At 61.0% G+C, this 18,641-nt stretch carries 15 protein-coding genes; 11 read left to right on the top strand and 4 right to left on the bottom strand.

Features of this window, described 5'->3' with window-relative positions:
- Nucleotides 1-90: 90 nt before the first annotated feature.
- From gatB to gatC, 3 genes are read right to left on the bottom strand one after another with little or no spacing between them, the layout of a single operon-like run.
- Entirely contained in the window at nt 91-1,536 is a 1,446-nt protein-coding gene (gatB, locus tag CRN80_RS03370; protein WP_098949568.1) for an Asp-tRNA(Asn)/Glu-tRNA(Gln) amidotransferase subunit GatB, read from the bottom strand.
- 10 nt (nt 1,537-1,546) lie between these two features.
- Nucleotides 1,547-2,998, bottom strand: a complete 1,452-nt coding sequence (gene gatA, locus CRN80_RS03365) for an Asp-tRNA(Asn)/Glu-tRNA(Gln) amidotransferase subunit GatA (RefSeq protein WP_014716920.1) — start codon at nt 2,996-2,998, stop codon at nt 1,547-1,549.
- Nucleotides 2,999-3,014: 16 nt separating this feature from the next.
- Nucleotides 3,015-3,302 carry an Asp-tRNA(Asn)/Glu-tRNA(Gln) amidotransferase subunit GatC gene (gatC, locus tag CRN80_RS03360; protein WP_003188556.1) on the bottom strand — a complete coding sequence of 96 codons (288 nt, stop codon included), beginning with the start codon at nt 3,300-3,302 and terminating at the stop codon, nt 3,015-3,017.
- A 210-nt stretch (nt 3,303-3,512) separates the two neighbouring features.
- Here gatC and mreB point away from each other — a divergent pair, with 210 nt between their 5' ends.
- The 8 genes from mreB (at nt 3,513) to tldD (ending at nt 14,692) form a co-directional block, all read left to right on the top strand.
- Complete coding sequence (gene mreB, locus CRN80_RS03355) at nt 3,513-4,550, top strand: rod shape-determining protein MreB (protein WP_002555108.1); 1,038 nt, start codon at nt 3,513-3,515, stop codon at nt 4,548-4,550.
- 169 nt (nt 4,551-4,719) lie between these two features.
- A complete protein-coding gene (gene mreC / locus CRN80_RS03350; protein WP_032893567.1) occupies nt 4,720-5,778 on the top strand; it encodes a rod shape-determining protein MreC in 1,059 nt (352 codons plus the stop codon).
- Entirely contained in the window at nt 5,778-6,266 is a 489-nt protein-coding gene (gene mreD / locus CRN80_RS03345) for a rod shape-determining protein MreD (protein WP_003188558.1), read from the top strand. The genes mreC and mreD overlap by 1 nt, the downstream gene beginning before the upstream one ends.
- Before the next feature lie 51 nt (nt 6,267-6,317).
- Nucleotides 6,318-6,914: a nucleoside triphosphate pyrophosphatase gene (locus CRN80_RS03340; RefSeq protein ID WP_098949567.1), complete on the top strand. Its 597-nt coding sequence runs from the start codon at nt 6,318-6,320 to the stop codon at nt 6,912-6,914.
- A 70-nt stretch (nt 6,915-6,984) separates the two neighbouring features.
- Nucleotides 6,985-8,442 carry a ribonuclease G gene (gene rng, locus CRN80_RS03335; protein ID WP_003188562.1) on the top strand — a complete coding sequence of 486 codons (1,458 nt, stop codon included), beginning with the start codon at nt 6,985-6,987 and terminating at the stop codon, nt 8,440-8,442.
- A 78-nt stretch (nt 8,443-8,520) separates the two neighbouring features.
- Complete coding sequence (locus CRN80_RS03330; protein WP_098949566.1) at nt 8,521-12,336, top strand: YhdP family protein; 3,816 nt, start codon at nt 8,521-8,523, stop codon at nt 12,334-12,336.
- A gap of 48 nt (nt 12,337-12,384) precedes the next feature.
- Nucleotides 12,385-13,233: a carbon-nitrogen hydrolase family protein gene (locus CRN80_RS03325; protein WP_032893563.1), complete on the top strand. Its 849-nt coding sequence runs from the start codon at nt 12,385-12,387 to the stop codon at nt 13,231-13,233.
- 16 nt (nt 13,234-13,249) lie between these two features.
- On the top strand, nt 13,250-14,692 hold the full coding sequence (gene tldD, locus CRN80_RS03320) for a metalloprotease TldD (RefSeq protein WP_098949565.1): 1,443 nt from the start codon (nt 13,250-13,252) through the stop codon (nt 14,690-14,692).
- Nucleotides 14,693-14,737: 45 nt separating this feature from the next.
- Here tldD and yjgA read toward each other — a convergent pair whose 3' ends face one another.
- Nucleotides 14,738-15,259, bottom strand: a complete 522-nt coding sequence (yjgA, locus tag CRN80_RS03315; protein ID WP_003188568.1) for a ribosome biogenesis factor YjgA — start codon at nt 15,257-15,259, stop codon at nt 14,738-14,740.
- 108 nt (nt 15,260-15,367) lie between these two features.
- Here yjgA and pmbA point away from each other — a divergent pair, with 108 nt between their 5' ends.
- The 3 genes from pmbA to CRN80_RS03300 all read left to right on the top strand — a co-directional run bounded on the left by pmbA (nt 15,368) and on the right by CRN80_RS03300 (nt 18,626).
- Nucleotides 15,368-16,714 (top strand): metalloprotease PmbA, encoded by a 1,347-nt coding sequence (gene pmbA / locus CRN80_RS03310; protein ID WP_032893561.1) that lies wholly within the window; start codon nt 15,368-15,370, stop codon nt 16,712-16,714.
- Between the two features lie 147 nt (nt 16,715-16,861).
- Nucleotides 16,862-17,257 (top strand): hypothetical protein, encoded by a 396-nt coding sequence (locus CRN80_RS03305; protein ID WP_032893559.1) that lies wholly within the window; start codon nt 16,862-16,864, stop codon nt 17,255-17,257.
- On the top strand, nt 17,250-18,626 hold the full coding sequence (locus tag CRN80_RS03300) for a lyase family protein (protein ID WP_098949564.1): 1,377 nt from the start codon (nt 17,250-17,252) through the stop codon (nt 18,624-18,626). Before CRN80_RS03305 ends, CRN80_RS03300 begins: the two co-directional genes overlap by 8 nt.
- Nucleotides 18,627-18,641: the final 15 nt, after the last annotated feature.

The raw sequence follows: 18,641 nt of genomic DNA, 5'->3' as shown, positions 1-18,641 counted from the left end.
TGTTGGCTGTCAGTCCGCTTTCGCGAGCAAGCCCGCTCCCACAGGAGTTAGAGCCAGAATTTGGATTCTGCTCCAACCATTTCACTGCAATCAGCCTTCGAGCTTGCTTTTGAGCAGTTCGTTCACCTGTTGCGGGTTGGCTTTGCCCTTGGAGGCTTTCATCGCCTGGCCGACAAAGAAGCCGAACATCTTGCCGCGCTTGGCTTCGTCTGCCGCGCGGTATTGCTCGACCTGCTCGGCATTGGCCGCGAGCATTTCATCGAGTACGGCCGAGATGGCGCCGCTGTCGGTGACTTGCTTGAGGCCACGCTTTTCGATGATCTCGTCGGCATTGCCTTCACCGGCGGCCATCGCTTCGAACACGGTCTTGGCAATTTTGCCGGAGATGGTGTTGTCCTTGATGCGCAGCAGCATGCCACCCAGCTGCTCGGCGGTGACCGGCGCTTCGTCGATTTCCAGGCCCTGTTTGTTCAACAGGCTGCCCAGCTCGACCATCACCCAGTTAGCCGCCAGCTTGGCGTCGCCGGCAATGCTCACGACTTTTTCGAAGTAGTTGGCTTGTTCACGGCTGGAGGCCAGAACGCTGGCATCGTAGACGGAAAGGCCGAACTGCTCCTGGAAGCGCTCGCGTTTTTGCTGCGGCAATTCCGGCAGGGTTGCGCGGATATCAGTGAGGAATGAATCCTCCAGCACCACCGGCAACAGGTCCGGGTCGGGGAAGTAACGGTAGTCGTTGGCTTCCTCTTTACTGCGCATGGCGCGGGTTTCGTCTTTGTTCGGGTCGTACAGGCGCGTTTGCTGGATCACCTTGCCGCCGTCTTCGATCAGCTCGATCTGGCGACGCACTTCGCTGTTGATCGCCTTCTCGATGAAGCGGAACGAGTTGACGTTCTTGATCTCGCAGCGGGTGCCGAACTCGACCTGGCCCTTGGGGCGGATCGACACGTTGCAGTCGCAACGCAGCGAGCCTTCGGCCATGTTGCCGTCGCAGATGCCCAGGTAGCGCACCAGCGCGTGGATGGTCTTGACGTAGGCCACGGCTTCCTTGGCACTGCGCATGTCCGGCTCGGACACGATTTCCAGCAGCGGCGTGCCGGCACGGTTCAGGTCGATACCGGTGGCGCCCGGGAATTCTTCGTGCAGGCTTTTGCCGGCGTCTTCTTCCAAGTGCGCGCGGGTCACGCCGACGCGCTTGATGGTGCCGTCTTCCAGGGGAATGTCCAGGTGGCCCTTGCCGACAATCGGCAGTTCCATCTGGCTGATCTGGTAGCCCTTGGGCAGGTCCGGGTAGAAGTAGTTCTTGCGCGCAAACACGTTGTGCTGGCCGATCTCGGCGTCAATCGCCAGGCCGAACATCACCGCCATGCGCACCGCTTCCTGGTTCAGCACCGGCAGCACGCCGGGCATGCCCAGGTCTACCAGGCTGGCCTGGGTATTGGGCTCAGAGCCGAACGTGGTGGCGCTACCGGAGAAAATCTTCGATTGGGTGGCGAGCTGGGTATGAATCTCCAGCCCGATCACAACTTCCCATTGCATAGTGTTCTCCTCAGAAGCCGGTAGGGGTGCGGGTGTGCCAGTCGGTGTTCAACTGGTACTGGTGCGCCACATTGAGCAGGCGGCCTTCCTGGAAATACGGGGCGAGCAATTGCACGCCCACCGGCAGGCCATCGACGAAACCTGCGGGCATGGACAACCCCGGCAAGCCCGCGAGGTTGGCGGTGATGGTGTAGAGGTCTTCCAGGTACTCGGCGATCGGGTCGCCGGTCTTGGCGCCGATCTTCCAGGCCAGGTTCGGCGCGGTCGGGCCGAGGATCACATCGACTTCTTCAAAGGCGGCCATGAAGTCGTTCTTGATCAGGCGACGGATTTTCTGCGCCTTGAGGTAGTACGCGTCGTAGTAGCCGGCCGACAGGGCGTAGGCGCCGACCATGATACGGCGCTGCACTTCACTGCCGAAGCCTTCGCCACGGGAGCGTTTGTACAGGTCGGTGAGGTCTTTCGGGTTTTCGCAGCGATAGCCGAAGCGCACGCCGTCGAAACGCGACAGGTTGGAAGACGCCTCTGCTGGCGCGATCACGTAGTAGGCGGGAATCGCGTGCTGGTTGTTCGGCAGGCTGATTTCCTTGATCACGGCACCGAGCTTTTCCAGCTCTTTGATGCTGTTTTGCACCAGCTCGGCGATACGCGGGTCGAGGCCGGCGCTGAAATATTCCTTCGGCACGCCGATGCGCAGGCCCTTGATCGAGGTATTCAGGCTGGCGCTATAGTCCGGCACGGGCTCGTCGATGCTGGTGGAGTCCTGTTTATCAAAACCTGCCATGCCTTGTAACAATATTGCGCAGTCTTCAGCGGTGCGTGCCAACGGGCCGCCCTGATCCAGGCTGGACGCATAGGCGATCATGCCCCAGCGGGAAACGCGACCGTAGGTCGGCTTCAGGCCGGTGAGGTTGGTGAAGGCCGCTGGCTGGCGGATCGAACCGCCGGTGTCGGTGGCGGTAGCGGCGGGCAGGAAGCGCGCGGCCACGGCCGCAGCCGAACCACCGGAGGAACCACCCGGTACGTGTTCCAGGTTCCACGGGTTTTTCACCGCGCCGTAGTAGCTCGACTCGTTGGCCGACCCCATGGCGAATTCGTCCATGTTGGTCTTGCCCAGGGTCACGGCCCCGGCAGCGGCCAGCTTGGCGACCACAGTGGCGTCGTAGGGCGCCTTGAAGTTGTCGAGCATCTTCGAGCCGCAGCTGGTGCGAATGCCCTGGGTGCAGAACAGGTCCTTGTGGGCGATCGGTGCGCCGAGCAGCGCGCCGTTCTCACCGTTTGCGCGACGGGCGTCGGCGGCCTTGGCCTGGCTCAGGGCCAGCTCCTCGGTGAGGCTGATGAAGCTGTTGACCTTCGGATCGAGCGCGGCGATACGCGCCAGCAAGGTCTGGGTCAGCTCTTCGCTGGAAAACGATTTGTCGGCGAGACCGCGGGCGATCTCGGCCAGAGTCATGTGATGCATGAAAGGCTCTTTCCCTTTAGTCGATGACTTTCGGAACCAGGTACAGGCCGTTTTCGACCGCTGGCGCGATGGACTGGTAGGCCTCGCGATTATTGCGTTCGGTCACGACGTCTGCGCGCAGGCGCTGGCTGGCTTCCAGTGGGTGAGCCAGGGGCTCGATGCCGTCGGTATTCACGGCTTGCATTTGGTCGACCAGCCCGAGAATGCTGTTCAGGGCTGCGGTGGTCTGTGGAAGATCGGCATCATTAAGGCCAAGCGAGGCCAAATGTGCGATTTTTTCCACGTCGGAGCGTTCAAGCGCCATGGGATTCTCCAGTGGAAAACAGAACGGAGGGCGTCCGTGTGTTAGATTGTCGGAACACTACCGCATTTCTACGGTCATAAGGCCGCGATTGTGGGGGTTGGTGCACAGAAAGTCGGCCAATTTAGCACATTGGCGCCTTGCCCAAAATCCCTGTCGTTGTTAGAGTTTGCCGCACTTTTTTACCCACGCGTTGCCTAGGGTCCTTTCCCCATGTTCAAGAAACTGCGTGGCATGTTTTCCAGCGATCTCTCCATTGACCTGGGCACTGCCAACACCCTTATTTACGTGCGCGAGCGCGGTATCGTTCTGAATGAGCCATCAGTTGTGGCCATTCGGACCCATGGTAATCAGAAAAGTGTCGTTGCCGTTGGCACCGAGGCCAAGCGCATGCTCGGCCGTACACCAGGCAATATTGCTGCCATTCGTCCGATGAAGGATGGCGTGATCGCCGATTTCAGCGTCTGCGAAAAGATGCTGCAGTACTTCATCAACAAAGTTCACGAAAACAGTTTCCTGCAGCCCAGCCCTCGCGTGCTGATCTGCGTTCCGTGCAAGTCCACCCAGGTTGAGCGTCGTGCCATCCGTGAATCGGCCCTTGGCGCCGGTGCCCGTGAAGTCTTCCTGATCGAAGAGCCGATGGCCGCTGCGATCGGTGCCGGCCTGCCGGTTGAAGAAGCACGCGGTTCGATGGTGGTGGATATCGGTGGTGGTACGACCGAAATCGCCCTGATTTCCCTGAACGGTGTGGTGTATGCCGAATCCGTACGCGTGGGTGGCGACCGCTTCGACGAAGCGATCATTACGTATGTGCGTCGTAACTACGGCAGCCTGATTGGCGAATCCACCGCCGAGCGCATCAAGCAGGAAATCGGCACCGCTTACCCAGGCGGCGAAGTGCGCGAAGTCGATGTGCGCGGTCGCAACCTGGCCGAAGGCGTTCCACGTGCCTTCACCCTGAACTCCAATGAAGTGCTGGAGGCTCTGCAAGAGTCCCTGGCCACCATCGTTCAGGCCGTGAAAAGCGCCCTGGAGCAATCGCCGCCGGAGCTGGCTTCCGATATCGCCGAGCGTGGCCTGGTACTGACCGGTGGTGGCGCCTTGCTGCGCGACCTCGACAAGTTGCTGGCCCAGGAAACCGGCCTGCCGGTGATCGTCGCCGAAGACCCGCTGACCTGTGTTGCCCGTGGCGGTGGTCGTGCGCTGGAAATGATGGATAAACACACCATGGACCTGCTCTCCAGCGAATAAGATTGCCTGGATGGTTCATGCTTGGTCGGCAGGCAGCACTTTGCAGTGCTGCCTGTTGGCGTTTATCTTCTTCAATCTGCATCCAGGCCGGTTTGATGCCGTATGAATAAAGAGAACATTTGCCTGGGAGGAGCGGCTTATTAAACCGCTTTTCGCCAAAGGCCCCTCATTGGGTGTGCGCTTATTGGTGCTGACCGTGCTTTCGGTCGCGCTGATGGTGGTCGATGCCCGCTTTGCACTGCTCAAGCCGGTGCGTAGCCAGATGTCGCTGGTGTTGATGCAGACCTACTGGATCACCGACCTGCCGCAACGTCTATTCCAGGGTGTGTCCAGCCAATTTGGCAGCCGCACCGAACTGGTCGCCGAGAACGAAAAACTCAAGACTGAAAACCTGCTGTTGCAGGGGCGCATGCAAAAGCTGGCGGCCCTCACCGAGCAGAACGTTCGGCTGCGCGAGTTGCTCAATTCTTCCGCACTGGTCAACGAAAAGGTCGAAGTGGCCGAGCTTATCGGCATGGACCCCAACCCCTTTACCCACCGCATCATCATCAACAAGGGTGAGCGCGACGGTGTGGTGCTTGGCCAGCCGGTGCTCGATGCCCGTGGCCTGATGGGCCAGGTGGTGGAGTTGATGCCCTACACCTCGCGGGTGCTGTTGCTGACGGATACAACCCATAGCATTCCGGTACAGGTCAACCGTAACGGCCTGCGCGCCATTGCCAGCGGCACCGGCAACCCGGAACGCCTGGAGCTGCGCCATGTGGCCGACACCGCCGACATCAAGGAAGGCGACCTGTTGGTCAGCTCTGGCTTGGGCCAGCGCTTCCCGGCGGGTTATCCGGTGGCGACGGTCAAAGAGGTGATCCACGATTCCGGCCAGCCGTTCGCTATCGTTCGGGCGGTACCGACTGCCGCGCTGAACCGCAGCCGTTACCTGCTGCTGGTGTTCAGCGACAACCGTACCCCGGAAGAGCGCGCCAACGACGCCGCCCAGGCTCAGGAAGCGGAAGACCAGCAGAATGGCACCGCGCCCATCGTGCCGGCCACGGTGCCAAAACCGGCTTTCGTCGGTCCGCCTGCACCCGCGGCGACACCTGCACCAGCACCGGTGGCAACGCCCGCTCAACCGGCAGCGCACACGGCGCGCCCGGCTAAGCCGGCTGTAGCTAAACCGCCGACCGCGACCCCTGCCGCCGCTCCGACCACCACACGGCAGAGGGAGCAATAATGGCCGGTACTCATTCACGCAATGGCTGGATCGTCTGGCTGACCTTCGCCATCGGCTTGCTGCTCAGTGTTTCGCCGCTGCCGCAGTTCATGGAAATCCTGCGCCCGCTCTGGCTGGCCTTGTTGCTGGCGTTCTGGTCATTGAACCTGCCGCACAAGGTGGGCATGGTCACAGCGATGTGCCTGGGGTTGGCCGAAGATGTGCTGTATGGCACCTTGCTGGGCCAGAACGCGTTGATCCTCACCCTGATAACCTTCCTGGTGCTGTCGCTGCAGCAGCGCTTGCGCATGTTCCCGATGTGGCAGCAGTGCCTGGTGATCCTGGTGATCTTCGGCCTGGCGCAGTTGGTGCAACTGTGGCTCAGCGCGTTGACTGGCAACCGCCAGCCGACCCTGGCGCTGGTCTTGCCGGCGCTGGTCAGTGCCTTGTTATGGCCCTGGATCAGCTTTGGCCTGCGTGGGCTGCGTCGTCGCTATAAAATCAATTGAATGGATTGCGAGGCTCTGCCTGGTTATCGAACCCCACAGGGAGAGGCTGCAATGAATTCGCTTTATCTGGCCTCGGGCTCCCCGCGGCGACGTGAACTGCTGGCCCAGATCGGTGTGCCCTTCACCCTGGTCAGCGCCGCTATTGATGAAACGCCTCTTAACAACGAACCTGCCGTTGCCTATGTCGAGCGCCTTGCGCGGGGCAAGGCGACGGCAGGTTTTGTTGCGCTTGGCCACACCTCAAACACCTGCGTACTAGGGGCTGACACGGCGGTGATCGTGGATGGGCGGATCCTGGGCAAACCGGTGGATCAGGCCGATGCGCTGGCCATGCTGATGGCCCTTTCCGGCCGCGAGCATGAAGTGCTTACCGCCATTGCCCTGACCGACGGCCAGCAATGTGAAACCCGATGTGTCAGCAGCCGTGTACGTTTCCGCGAGGTTTCTGTGCAGGAGGCTACCACCTACTGGCACAGTGGCGAACCGCAGGACAAGGCTGGCGGCTATGCTATCCAAGGGCTGGGTTCGGTGTTTGTGGCCGGGCTTAATGGCAGTTATTCCGCCGTGGTGGGCCTGCCAGTCTGCGAAACCGCGCAACTGCTCGCCCAATTCGGCATACCCTGTTGGCAAAACCTTAACGTGTGCTGAACGCCGTATTCCAGCGCCAAGCCTTAAGCGACCGGTCACTATTGTGAAAACGCCTGAACGAGACCCAGCCATGAGTGAAGAGATTCTGATCAATATCACGCCGATGGAATCGCGCGTGGCGGTGGTAGAGAACGGTGTTCTGCAAGAAGTGCATGTCGAGCGCACCCAAAAACGCGGGATCGTCGGCAATATCTACAAAGGCAAAGTGGTGCGCGTATTGCCGGGCATGCAGGCGGCCTTCGTCGACATCGGCCTGGACCGTGCAGCGTTTATCCATGCCTCGGAAATTTCCCTGCGCGAAGGCCCTGCGGTAGAAAGCATCAGCGCTCTGGTGCACGAGGGCCAGAGCCTGGTGGTGCAAGTCACCAAGGACCCTATCGGTTCCAAGGGCGCCCGCTTGACCACCCAGCTGTCGATTCCCTCGCGTTACCTGGTGTACATGCCGCGCACCGCCCATGTGGGCATTTCCCTGAAGATCGAAGACGAAGCCGAGCGTGAGCGCCTGAAGAAGGTGGTCAGCGACTGTGTCGCCGCCGAGGGCATCAAGGAGGCGGGCGGGTTTATCCTGCGCACCGCCGCAGAGGGCGCTGGCGCGGATGAAATTCTCATGGATATTCGCTACCTGCGGCGCCTGTGGGACCAGATCGATGCACAGATCAAAACCATCGGCGCGCCCAGCGTCATCTATGAAGACCTCGGCCTGGCGCTGCGCACGCTACGCGACCTGGTCAGCCCGAAGATCGAGAAAATTCGCATCGACTCGCGGGAAACATTCCAGCGCACCACGCAATTTGTCGCCGAGTTGATGCCAGAAATCGCTGATCGCCTGGAACACTACCCTGGCGAGCGGCCGATCTTCGACCTGTATGGCGTCGAAGACGAAATCCAGAAAGCCCTGGAACGTAAGGTGCCACTCAAGTCCGGCGGCTATCTGGTGGTGGACCCGGCAGAAGCCATGACCACCATCGACGTCAACACCGGTGCATTCGTGGGCCATCGCAACCTTGAAGAGACCATCTTCAAGACCAATCTCGAAGCGGCCACGGCCATCGCCCGTCAACTGCGCCTGCGCAACCTGGGCGGCATCATCATCATCGACTTCATCGACATGGAAGATGAAGAGCACCAGCGCCAGGTGCTGCGCACGCTTGAGAAGCAACTGGAGCGCGATCACGCCAAGACCAACATCATCGGCATCACCGAGTTGGGCCTGGTGCAGATGACCCGCAAGCGCACGCGCGAAAGCCTCGAGCAGGTGCTGTGCGAGCCGTGCAGCAGCTGCCAGGGCCGCGGCAAACTGAAGACTCCGGAAACGGTTTGCTACGAGATTTTCCGCGAGATCCTGCGCGAGGCGCGCGCCTACCAGGCCGAAGGTTATAGAGTACTTGCCAATCAGAAGGTGGTGGATCGCCTGCTGGACGAAGAGTCCGGTAACGTCGCCGAACTGGAGAGTTTTATCGGTCGCACCATTCGCTTCCAGGTCGAAACCATGTATTCACAGGAACAATACGACGTGGTGTTGCTCTGATCCCCAGCTGTGCACTTTCTTCGAGACCGGCAGACCTTGATCTGCCGTCCGCTAACTGTTTTTTGAGGGTCGCCTGACATGGAGCGTCTGATACGCTTTTTTGCCGCTTTGACCCGTTGGGGCCTGGGCCTGTGCGCGTTGCTGCTGGTATTGGCAGCGGTGTACGTGAGCCTGGGGCGCGAACTCACCCCGCTGGTGGCCGAATACCGCGCCGAAGTCGAAGCCAAGGCCCAGGCTGCGCTGGAGACGCCGCTGCATATCGGTAGCCTTGAGGGCCGCTGGAGCGGGTTTGCCCCGGTATTGCTGGCCCACGACGTCATGGTCGGCGAGGGTAGCAGTGCCTTGCGCCTGGACCAGGTGGAAGTGGTGCCGGACATTTGGGCTAGCCTGTTGGCCCGCGAAGTGCGCATCGCTCATCTGCAGGTGAGTGGCCTGCAACTGAGTGTCAAGGAAGACCAGGACGGCCGCTGGACGCTGCAAGGCTTGCCGGTGCAGGACGACCAGCCGTTGGACCCGCAACAACTGCTGACGCGCATGCAGATGGTCAAGCGCGTGTCGGTGCTGGACAGCCAGGTGACCCTGCAACCCTTCGACCAGGCGCCGGTGACCGTGACCTATGTGGGCCTGAGCCTGCATACCGGCATGAGCCAGCAGCGCCTGGACGCTCGCTTGACATTGCCCGACGGCCAACCGTTGGCGGTCAGCCTGCGTAGCCGCATTCGCGCCAGCCAGTGGCAAGACGCTGAGGTCGATGCCTACCTGAGCCTGCCGCAAAGCGACTGGGCCAAATGGATTCCCGCCAGGCTGACCCAGCAATGGAAGCTGACGCAATTGAAGGCCGGCGGCGAGTTTTGGCTCAGTTGGGCCAAAGGCACGGTGCAAAGCGCGGCGGTACGCCTCAATTCGCCCCAAGTGAAGGGCAGCTACGCCGACCGTAAGCCGGTACACCTCGAAAACCTGGCCCTGACCGCCTACCTGCAGCGCAGTGACACTGGTCTCAAGGTACTGTTTGATTCCCTGGCGATGAACATCGGCGAAACCCGCTGGGAATCGCGCCTGCAATTGCAGCAAAGCCTGGCCACCGACAAGGAACAGGAAGTGTGGAAGTTGCAGGCCGACCGTCTCGACCTGACTCCCATTACGCCGCTGCTCAACGCCTTGGCACCGCTGCCGGACGGTTTCGCCAAGGCCGTCGAACACCTCAAAGCCACCGGGCTGTTACGCAATGTGCTGGTGGACTTCCGGCCGCAAGACACCACCGACCGCAAACTCAGTTTTGCCGCCAACCTGGAGCGTGTCGGCTTCGATGCGTACTTCGGCGCGCCGGCCGCACGCAATGTGTCCGGCAGTATCAGTGGCGACCTGGGCCAGGGCGAGTTGCGCATGGACAGCAAGGACTTCTCCTTGCATCTGTATCCGATCTTCGCCAAGCCGTGGCAATACATCCAGGCCAATGCGCGCCTGACCTGGAAGCTGGACAAGCAAGGCTTCACCTTGATCGCCCCGTATATCAAGGTACTGGGCGAGGAAGGCAAGGTGGCGGCGGACTTCCTGATTCGCCTGCATTTCGACCACAGCCAGGAAGACTACATGGACCTGCGGGTCGGCATGGTCGATGGTGATGGCCGTTTCACCCCCAAGTATCTACCGGCCGTGTTGAGCCCGGCGCTGGATGAATGGCTGCGCACGGCGATCCTCAAGGGCGCGGTGGACGAAGGCTTTTTCCAGTACCAGGGTTCGCTCAGCCACAATGCGCTGCCGGCGTCGCGCAATATCAGCCTGTTCTTCAAGGTGCATGATGCCGAACTGGCCTTCCAGCCCGGCTGGCCTCATGTGAACAAGGTCAATGGGGAAGTGTTCGTCGAGGAGAGCGGTGTACGCATTCTGGCGAGCAAGGGCCAGTTGCTCGACACCCAGGTCAAGGATGTCTACGTCAATATCCCCCACGCCCCAGCGGGCGGGGACAGTCATCTGCTGCTCACGGGTGGGTTCTCCGGCGGTTTGGGCGACGGCCTGAAGATCCTTCAAGAAGCCCCGATCGGCACGGCGTCTACGTTCGCTGGCTGGAAAGGCGAGGGCGACCTGCAAGGTAGCCTGGACTTGGACGTACCGCTGGCCAAAGGCACTGAGCCCAAGATCGTGGTGGACTTCAAGACCGACAAGGCGCGCCTGCAATTGGCGGAGCCGCCTTTGGAACTGACCCAGCTCAAGGGTGATTTTCGCTTCGACAGCGCCAAGGGCCTGAGCGGGCAGAAGATCTCGGCCCAGGCGTTCGACCGTCCCATCACGGCGCAGATTTTTGCCGAAGGTAAGCCGGGCAATATCAGCACTCGCGTGACCGCCAATGGCCAGGTCACCGTCAAGCGCCTCACGGACTGGTTGAAAGTCAGCCAGCCGCTGCCGGTCTCCGGCGATATCCCGTACCAATTGCAAGTGATCCTCGACGGCGCAGACAGCCAGTTGATGGTCAATTCCAACCTCAAGGGTGTCGCGGTGGACCTGCCGGCGCCGTTTGGCATGCCGGCCAGCCAGGGCCGTGACAGCACCTTTCGCATGACTTTGCAGGGTGCTGAGCGCCGTTACTGGTTTGATTACGGCGAGTTGGCGAATTTCACTTTTGCCGCGCCGCCGGACAACTTCAATGATGGCCGCGGCGAACTGTTCCTTGGCGATGGTGATGCGGTGCTGCCCGGTGCCAAGGGCCTGCGCATTCGTGGCGTGCTGTCGGAGCTGGATATCGACCCCTGGAAGAAACTTGTGGATCGCTACGCGGGCAATGATCCCGGTGGCAATGCCAAGCAACTGCTCAGTGGCGCTGATTTCAAAGTAGGCAAACTGACCGGGTTTGGTACCCAGTTTGACCAGGTCAGCTTGCAGCTTGATCGCAAACCAGCGGCCTGGGGCCTGCAACTCGATAGCCAGCAAGCCAAGGGCACGGTGAACCTGCCGGACGCCAAAGGCGCGCCGATTGCGGTCAACCTCAAGTACGTGAAATTGCCTGCGCCAGACCCAACCGCGCAGGCGGACGAAAACGCGCCGGACCCGCTGGCCGATATCGACCCAAAAAGCATTCCGGCCCTGGATATTGCCGTCGACCAATTGTTCCAGGGTTCGGACCTGATCGGGGCCTGGTCGCTGAGGATCCGCCCGACCGCCAAGGGCCTGGCCTTCAATAACCTCGACCTTGGCCTCAAGGGCATGCTGCTCAAGGGCGCCGGGGGTTGGGAAGGTGCGCCAGGCGCCAGCAGCAGTTGGTACAAGGGCCGCCTCGATGGCCGCAACATTGCCGATGTGCTCAAAGGGTGGGGTTTTGCGCCTACGGTGACCAGCGAAGACTTCCACCTGGACGTGGATGGCCGCTGGCCGGGTTCGCCGGCCTGGGTCGGGCCCAAGCGGTTTTCCGGCAGCCTGGATGCCGCGTTCCGTAAAGGTCAGTTCGTCGAAGTGGAGGGCGGGGCCCAGGCATTGCGCGTGTTTGGCCTGCTTAACTTCAACTCCATTGGCCGGCGTTTGCGTTTGGACTTTTCCGACTTGTTCGGCAAGGGCTTGAGCTACGACCGGGTCAAAGGCTTGTTGGCCGCCAGTAATGGCGTGTTCGTGACCCGCGAACCCATCACCATGACCGGGCCTTCCACCAATCTTGAGCTTAACGGCACCCTGGATCTGGTTGCCGATCGCGTCGACGCCAAGTTGCTGGTCACGTTGCCTGTAACCAACAACCTGCCGATTGCGGCGCTGATTGTCGGCGCGCCGGCCATTGGTGGTGCGCTGTTTTTGATCGACAAGCTGATCGGTGACCGGGTTTCGCGCTTTGCCAGTGTGCAATACAAGGTGCAAGGCCCTTGGAAGGATCCGAAAATCACCTTCGACAAGCCATTTGAAAAGCCAAACTGAGAGGCTGTGGAGTAGCATGGCCCCATGCTTTGTATGGAGTGTCGGCCCATGTCCTTTGCGGTAATTCAAATGGTCAGCCAGAGTGACGTGCTGGCCAATCTCGCCCAGGCGCGTCGCCTGCTGGAGCAGGCGGCGGCCGGTGGCGCGAAACTCGCGGTGCTGCCGGAGAATTTCGCGGCCATGGGGCGCCGTGACGTGGCCGACATTGGTCGCGCCGAGGCGTTGGGCCAAGGCCCTGTGCTGCCCTGGTTGAAACAGGCCGCCCGCGACCTCACCTTATGGATAGTGGCCGGCACATTGCCGTTGCCGCCCAAGGACCAGCCCCACGCCAAACCCAATGCTTGCTCGCTGCTGATCAACGATCAGGGTGAAATCGTCGCTCGCTACGACAAACTCCATCTGTTTGATGTGGACGTAGCGGACGCTCGCGGTCGTTATCGCGAATCTGACGACTATGCTTTCGGTAGCCAGGTGGTGGTGGCGGATACGCCGGTGGGCCGTGTGGGGTTGACGGTGTGTTACGACCTGCGTTTCCCGGAGCTGTACAGCGAGTTGCGCGCGGCGGGGGCTGAACTGATTACCGCGCCTTCGGCTTTCACGGCGGTGACTGGGGCTGCGCACTGGGATGTGCTTATTCGTGCGCGGGCCATTGAAACCCAGTGCTACCTGCTGGCAGCCGCCCAGGGCGGTGTGCACCCAGGCCCACGGGAAACCTTTGGCCACGCGGCGATTGTCGACCCTTGGGGGCGAGTGCTGGCGCAACAGGATCAAGGCGAAGCGGTGTTACTGGCCGAACGCGATAGCAGTGAACAGGCGTCGATACGGGCGCGCATGCCGGTGACCAATCACCGGCGCTTTTTCTCGCAGGGCGCGCAGCGGCCTGCTTCAGAACGATGAATTTAAGGCCAAACCTATGAGCGAGTTGTTGTCCTCAGTCAGTGATCACCTCCTGGCACCCGGTGGCGTGACCATCGAAAGCCTGCAAACCGTGCTCGGCGATCTGGCCGGGCCGGGTATCGATGCGGCTGACCTGTATTTCCAGGGGCAGATTTCCGAGTCCTGGGCGCTGGAAGATGGGATCGTCAAGGAAGGCAGTTTCAACCTTGACCAAGGCGTAGGCGTTCGCGCGCAATCGGGCGAGAAAACCGGTTTTGCCTACAGCAATGCGATCACCCTGGAGGCCCTGGGCCTGGCGGTGCGTGCCGCCCGTTCGATTTCCCGTGCCGGCCAGAATGGCACGGTGCAGGCGTTCAGTACCCAGGACGTGGCCCAGCTGTATGCGCCGGATAACCCCTTGGAAGTGATCAGCCGTGCGGAAAAAGTCGAGCTGCTCAAGCGTATCGACGCCGCTACCCGTGCCTTGGACCCGCGTATCCAGCAAGTGACCGTGAGCATGGCCGGCGTGTGGGAGCGCATCCTCGTGGCGTCCACCGACGGTGGGCTGGCGGCGGATGTACGGCCGCTGGTGCGTTTCAATGTGAGTGTGATCGTCGAACAGAACGGGCGCCGCGAGCGCGGTGGTCATGGCGGCGGCGGGCGCACCGACTACCGTTATTTCCTCGCTGACGACCGTGCCATGGGCTATGCCCGTGAGGCGCTGCGCCAGGCATTGGTCAACCTGGAAGCGATTCCGGCACCGGCCGGTACCTTGCCGGTGGTGCTGGGTTCGGGCTGGTCTGGCGTGTTGCTGCACGAAGCCGTGGGCCATGGGCTGGAAGGCGATTTCAACCGCAAGGGCAGTTCCGCTTACAGCGGGCGCATGGGCGAAATGGTTGCGTCCAAGCTGTGCACCATTGTCGATGACGGCACCCTGGCCGGCCGCCGTGGTTCGCTGAGTGTCGATGACGAAGGGACGCCGACCGAATGCACAACCCTGATCGAGAACGGCGTGCTCAAGGGCTACATGCAAGACAAGCTCAACGCCCGCCTGATGGGCGTGGCGCGCACCGGTAATGGTCGTCGTGAATCCTATGCGCATTTGCCAATGCCGCGCATGACCAACACCTACATGCTCGGTGGCCAAAGCGATCCGGCAGAAATCATTGCCTCGGTCAAACGCGGTATCTACTGCGCCAACCTCGGCGGCGGCCAGGTGGACATCACCAGCGGCAAGTTCGTGTTCTCCACCAGCGAGGCGTACCTGATCGAAGACGGCAAGATTACCGCGCCGGTCAAAGGGGCGACGCTGATTGGTAACGGGCCGGAAGCCATGAGCAAGGTGTCGATGGTCGGTAACGACCTGTCGCTGGACAGCGGCGTGGGCACGTGCGGCAAGGATGGGCAGTCGGTGCCGGTAGGTGTCGGCCAGCCAACCTTGAAAATTGATGCGATCACCGTGGGTGGCACGGGGTCGTAGGAACGCAAGCTTCGGGTGGCGAAGACCGCCACCCGGGGAAGAGGATCAGCGCAGGCCGCGTTGAGTCTCGTCCAGCTCACGGATGTACTTGAAGATTTTACGGCTGGTGGCTGGCGCCTTGTTATGCGCCAGTTCGTGCTGGGCCTGACGGATCAGGGAGCGCAATTGCTGGCGGTCCGCGTCCGGGTAGTCCAGTACGAATTTCTCCAGCACCGCGTCATCGCCCGAGATCAGGCGGTCACGCCAACGTTCCAGGTTGTGGAAGCGTTCGTTGTACTGGCGAGTGGAGGCATCGGTTTGATCGAGCAAAGTCAGAATGGCGTCAATGTCTTGGTCGCGCATCAGTTTGCCGATAAACGAGATGTGCCGTTTACGCGCGATATTCGCTGTGTGCTTGGGCGCATCGGCCAGGGCCCGACGCATTTCGTCGGTCAGTGGCAGTTTTGCAACCAAATCCTTTTTGAGCGTTGTAAGGCGCTCGCCAAGGTCAACCAGAGCATGCAGCTCACGTTTGACCTGGGTTTTGCTTTTCTCCCCATCGAGGGAGTCGTCGTAAGAATCAACCATGGTGGCAGTCCGCAAAGAAACGCCGCCATGATAACCAGTCGGGGGCCGCTTGTCCGGCCCGGTCGCTCGATGGCCTTAACCGAAAGCAGAATTTGAGTGGAGAAAACCATGAGTGCAGCCCAAAGCGTCGGTCCACAAGCGTTACCGGCACTGCAGGAACAAGTCGAGCAGATCCTTGCCGAGGCCAAGCGCCAGGGGGCCAGCGCCTGTGAAGTGGCGGTGTCGCTGGAGCAAGGGTTATCGACTTCGGTGCGCCAGCGGGAAGTGGAAACGGTTGAGTTCAATCGCGACCAAGGGTTTGGCATTACCTTGTATGCAGGCCAGCGCAAAGGCTCGGCCAGCACCTCGGCCAGTGGCCCCGAGGCGATTCGCGAGACTGTCGCCGCGGCATTGGCGATTGCCAAGCACACCTCCGAGGATGAAAGCTCGGGCCTGGCCGACAAAGCGTTGATGGCCAAGGATGTGCAGGATTTCGACCTGTTCCATGCCTGGGACATCACCCCTGAGCAAGCCATCGAACTGGCGCTGACCTGCGAAGCGGCAGCCTTCGATGCCGATGCCCGCATCAAGAATGCGGACGGCACCACCTTGAGTACCCATCAGGGCTGCCGCGTCTACGGCAACAGCCATGGCTTTATCGGTGGTTATGCCTCCACGCGTCACAGCCTCAGTTGCGTGATGATTGCCGAAGCCAACGGGCAGATGCAGCGTGATTACTGGTACGACGTAAACCGCCAAGGCGAGTTACTGGCAGACCCTGCAAGCATTGGCCTGCGTGCAGCGCAACGGGCTGCGAGCCGCCTGGGCGCGCGCCCGGTGCCGACCTGCGAAGTACCTGTGCTGTTTTCCGCAGAGTTGGCCGGTGGTTTATTCGGCAGCTTCCTGGGGGCGATTTCCGGGGGCAACCTGTATCGCAAGTCTTCGTTCCTGGAAGGCGCCATCGGCCAGAAGCTGTTCCCCGAGTGGCTGACCATTGACGAGCGCCCGCATCTGATGCGCGCGATGGGCAGTTCTTCGTTCGACGGCGACGGCCTGGCCACCTATGCCAAGCCGTTTGTCGAGAAGGGTGAGTTGGTGTCCTATGTGCTGGGCACTTATGCCGGTCGCAAGCTGGGCCTGCCAAGCACCGCCAACGCGGGCGGCGTGCATAACCTGTTCGTGACCCATGGCGATGAAGACCAGGCCGCGTTGTTGCGGCGGATGGGGCGTGGGTTGTTGGTGACTGAATTGATGGGCCATGGCCTGAACATGGTCACCGGTGACTACTCGCGCGGTGCGGCGGGTTTCTGGGTGGAGAACGGCGAGATTCAGTTCGCCGTCCAGGAAGTGACCATCGCCGGCAATATGCGCGATATGTTCAAGCAGATCGTTGCCGTGGGTAACGACCTGGAACTGCGCAGCAATATTCGCACGGGTTCGGTGCTGATCGAACGCATGACGGTCGCTGGCAGCTAATCCCTCCCGCACGTCCCGAAAGGCGCGCCATCGCAAAGATGGCGCGCCTTTTTTATTGCAGCTCTTTTTGTGGGATCAATGGGCTACTCTTGTTTTGATTCTCAATATCATTTAATAATAAATATCATTACCGAATGAGTGTGGCTCATGAGTTCTGTCCTGCATGAGGATCCCTATCTGGAAAGCTGGCGTTGGATGAGCCGCCAGATTCGCTGTGGCCTGGATCCCAATGAACCCCGCCTGATCGAGCATTACCTCAACGAAGGTCGGTACCTGGCGTGTTGCACCGCAACCCATCCGTGGACGATCGCCGAAACCTCATTTCGCTTGTTGATCGACACTGCCAGCGATATCGCCTTGCCCTGGCATTGGCGCTCCCTGTGCCTGGACCAGGCCTGGCGGCCACTGCGCGACCTGGAAAAACTCTCCCACTGTGCCTGCCGCCTCAAGCGCTGGCAGACCTTTGCCTGGCAATTGGCGAGTTGCGAATTACTGCCTTCGATTTCCGTTTCTGACTTGGTGCAAGGATCTAATGATGAGTGACACCCGTATCGAACGCGACAGCATGGGCGAACTGTGTGTGCCGCAAGACGCTTTGTATGGCGCGCAAACCCAGCGTGCCGTGAATAATTTTCCGATCAGTCATCAACCCATGCCGGCGCAGTTCATCCGCGCCCTGATCCTGGCCAAGACCGCCGCCGCGAGGGTCAACGTCGACCTCAAGCAAATCAGCGAAGGGCAGGGCAAGGCCATTGTCGATGCCGCCCAAGGCCTGCTGGAAGGCGACTACATGCAGCATTTTCCGGTGGATATCTTCCAGACCGGCTCTGGCACCAGCTCCAACATGAACGCCAACGAAGTGATCGCGACCCTTGCCAGCCGTTTGCTCGGCGAGACGGTCAACCCAAATGACCACGTCAATTGCGGCCAGAGCAGCAACGACATCATCCCCACCACCATCCACGTCAGTGCCGCGTTGGTGCTGCACGAGCAAACACTGCCGGCCCTGTTGCATCTGGTGCAAGTCATCGAGCAAAAAGCCGAGGAGGTTCATCCGTTCATCAAGACCGGCCGCACGCATTTGATGGACGCCATGCCGGTGCGCATGAGCCAGGTGCTCAACGGCTGGGCGCAGCAGCTCAAGGCCAATATCGGCCACGTGCAGGACTTGCTACCGGCGCTGCAAGCACTGGCCCAGGGCGGCACGGCGGTCGGTACCGGGATCAACGCGCACCCCGAGTTTGCCGGGCGCTTCAGCCAGCAGCTGAGCCTTTTGACCGGCGTGAAGTTCACCCCCGGCAAGAACCTGTTTGCGCTGATTGGCTCCCAGGACACCGCCGTTGCAGTCTCTGGCCAGTTGAAAGCCACGGCGGTGTCACTGATGAAGATCGCCAATGACCTGCGCTGGATGAACTCCGGCCCATTGGCCGGCCTCGGTGAAATCGAACTGGAGGCGCTGCAGCCGGGCTCGTCGATCATGCCGGGCAAGGTCAACCCGGTAATACCAGAAGCCACGGCCATGGTGGCCGCCCAGGTTATTGGCAACGACACAGTGATCACCGTGGCCGGCCAATCGGGCAACTTCGAGCTGAATGTGATGCTGCCGATCATTGCCCAGAACCTGCTCAGCAGCCTGGAGTTGCTGGCCAACTCCAGCCGGTTGCTGGCGGACAAGGCCATTGCCAGCTTCAAGGTCAACGAACCCAAGCTCAAGGAAGCGCTGTCGCGCAATCCCATCCTGGTCACCGCACTTAACCCGATCATCGGCTACCAGAAAGCCGCTGAAATCGCCAAGAAGGCGTATCAGCAAGGCCGCCCGGTGATCGATGTCGCCCTCGAACACACCGACCTGCCTCGCAGCCAACTGGAAGTCCTGCTGGACCCGGAAAAGCTCACGGCTGGCGGCGTGTAATCAACGACCCTGCTT

The organism is Pseudomonas sp. FDAARGOS_380 (genome assembly GCF_002591235.1).
Lineage (GTDB): Bacteria > Pseudomonadota > Gammaproteobacteria > Pseudomonadales > Pseudomonadaceae > Aquipseudomonas > Aquipseudomonas salmasensis.
This window is presented reverse-complemented; position numbering and strand designations above follow the sequence as displayed.

Excerpts from the sequence above, each read along its gene's own strand:
- gatB (WP_098949568.1), bottom strand. The coding sequence starts at position 1,536 with ATGCAATGGGAAGTTGTGATCGGGCTGGAGATTCATACCCAGCTCGCC.
- gatA (WP_014716920.1), bottom strand. The coding sequence starts at position 2,998 with ATGCATCACATGACTCTGGCCGAGATCGCCCGCGGTCTCGCCGACAAA.
- gatC (WP_003188556.1), bottom strand. The coding sequence starts at position 3,302 with ATGGCGCTTGAACGCTCCGACGTGGAAAAAATCGCACATTTGGCCTCG.
- mreB (WP_002555108.1), top strand. The coding sequence starts at position 3,513 with ATGTTCAAGAAACTGCGTGGCATGTTTTCCAGCGATCTCTCCATTGAC.
- mreD (WP_003188558.1), top strand. The coding sequence starts at position 5,778 with ATGGCCGGTACTCATTCACGCAATGGCTGGATCGTCTGGCTGACCTTC.
- CRN80_RS03340 (WP_098949567.1), top strand. The coding sequence starts at position 6,318 with ATGAATTCGCTTTATCTGGCCTCGGGCTCCCCGCGGCGACGTGAACTG.
- rng (WP_003188562.1), top strand. The coding sequence starts at position 6,985 with ATGAGTGAAGAGATTCTGATCAATATCACGCCGATGGAATCGCGCGTG.
- CRN80_RS03330 (WP_098949566.1), top strand. The coding sequence starts at position 8,521 with ATGGAGCGTCTGATACGCTTTTTTGCCGCTTTGACCCGTTGGGGCCTG.
- CRN80_RS03325 (WP_032893563.1), top strand. The coding sequence starts at position 12,385 with ATGTCCTTTGCGGTAATTCAAATGGTCAGCCAGAGTGACGTGCTGGCC.
- tldD (WP_098949565.1), top strand. The coding sequence starts at position 13,250 with ATGAGCGAGTTGTTGTCCTCAGTCAGTGATCACCTCCTGGCACCCGGT.
- yjgA (WP_003188568.1), bottom strand. The coding sequence starts at position 15,259 with ATGGTTGATTCTTACGACGACTCCCTCGATGGGGAGAAAAGCAAAACC.
- pmbA (WP_032893561.1), top strand. The coding sequence starts at position 15,368 with ATGAGTGCAGCCCAAAGCGTCGGTCCACAAGCGTTACCGGCACTGCAG.
- CRN80_RS03305 (WP_032893559.1), top strand. The coding sequence starts at position 16,862 with ATGAGTTCTGTCCTGCATGAGGATCCCTATCTGGAAAGCTGGCGTTGG.
- CRN80_RS03300 (WP_098949564.1), top strand. The coding sequence starts at position 17,250 with ATGAGTGACACCCGTATCGAACGCGACAGCATGGGCGAACTGTGTGTG.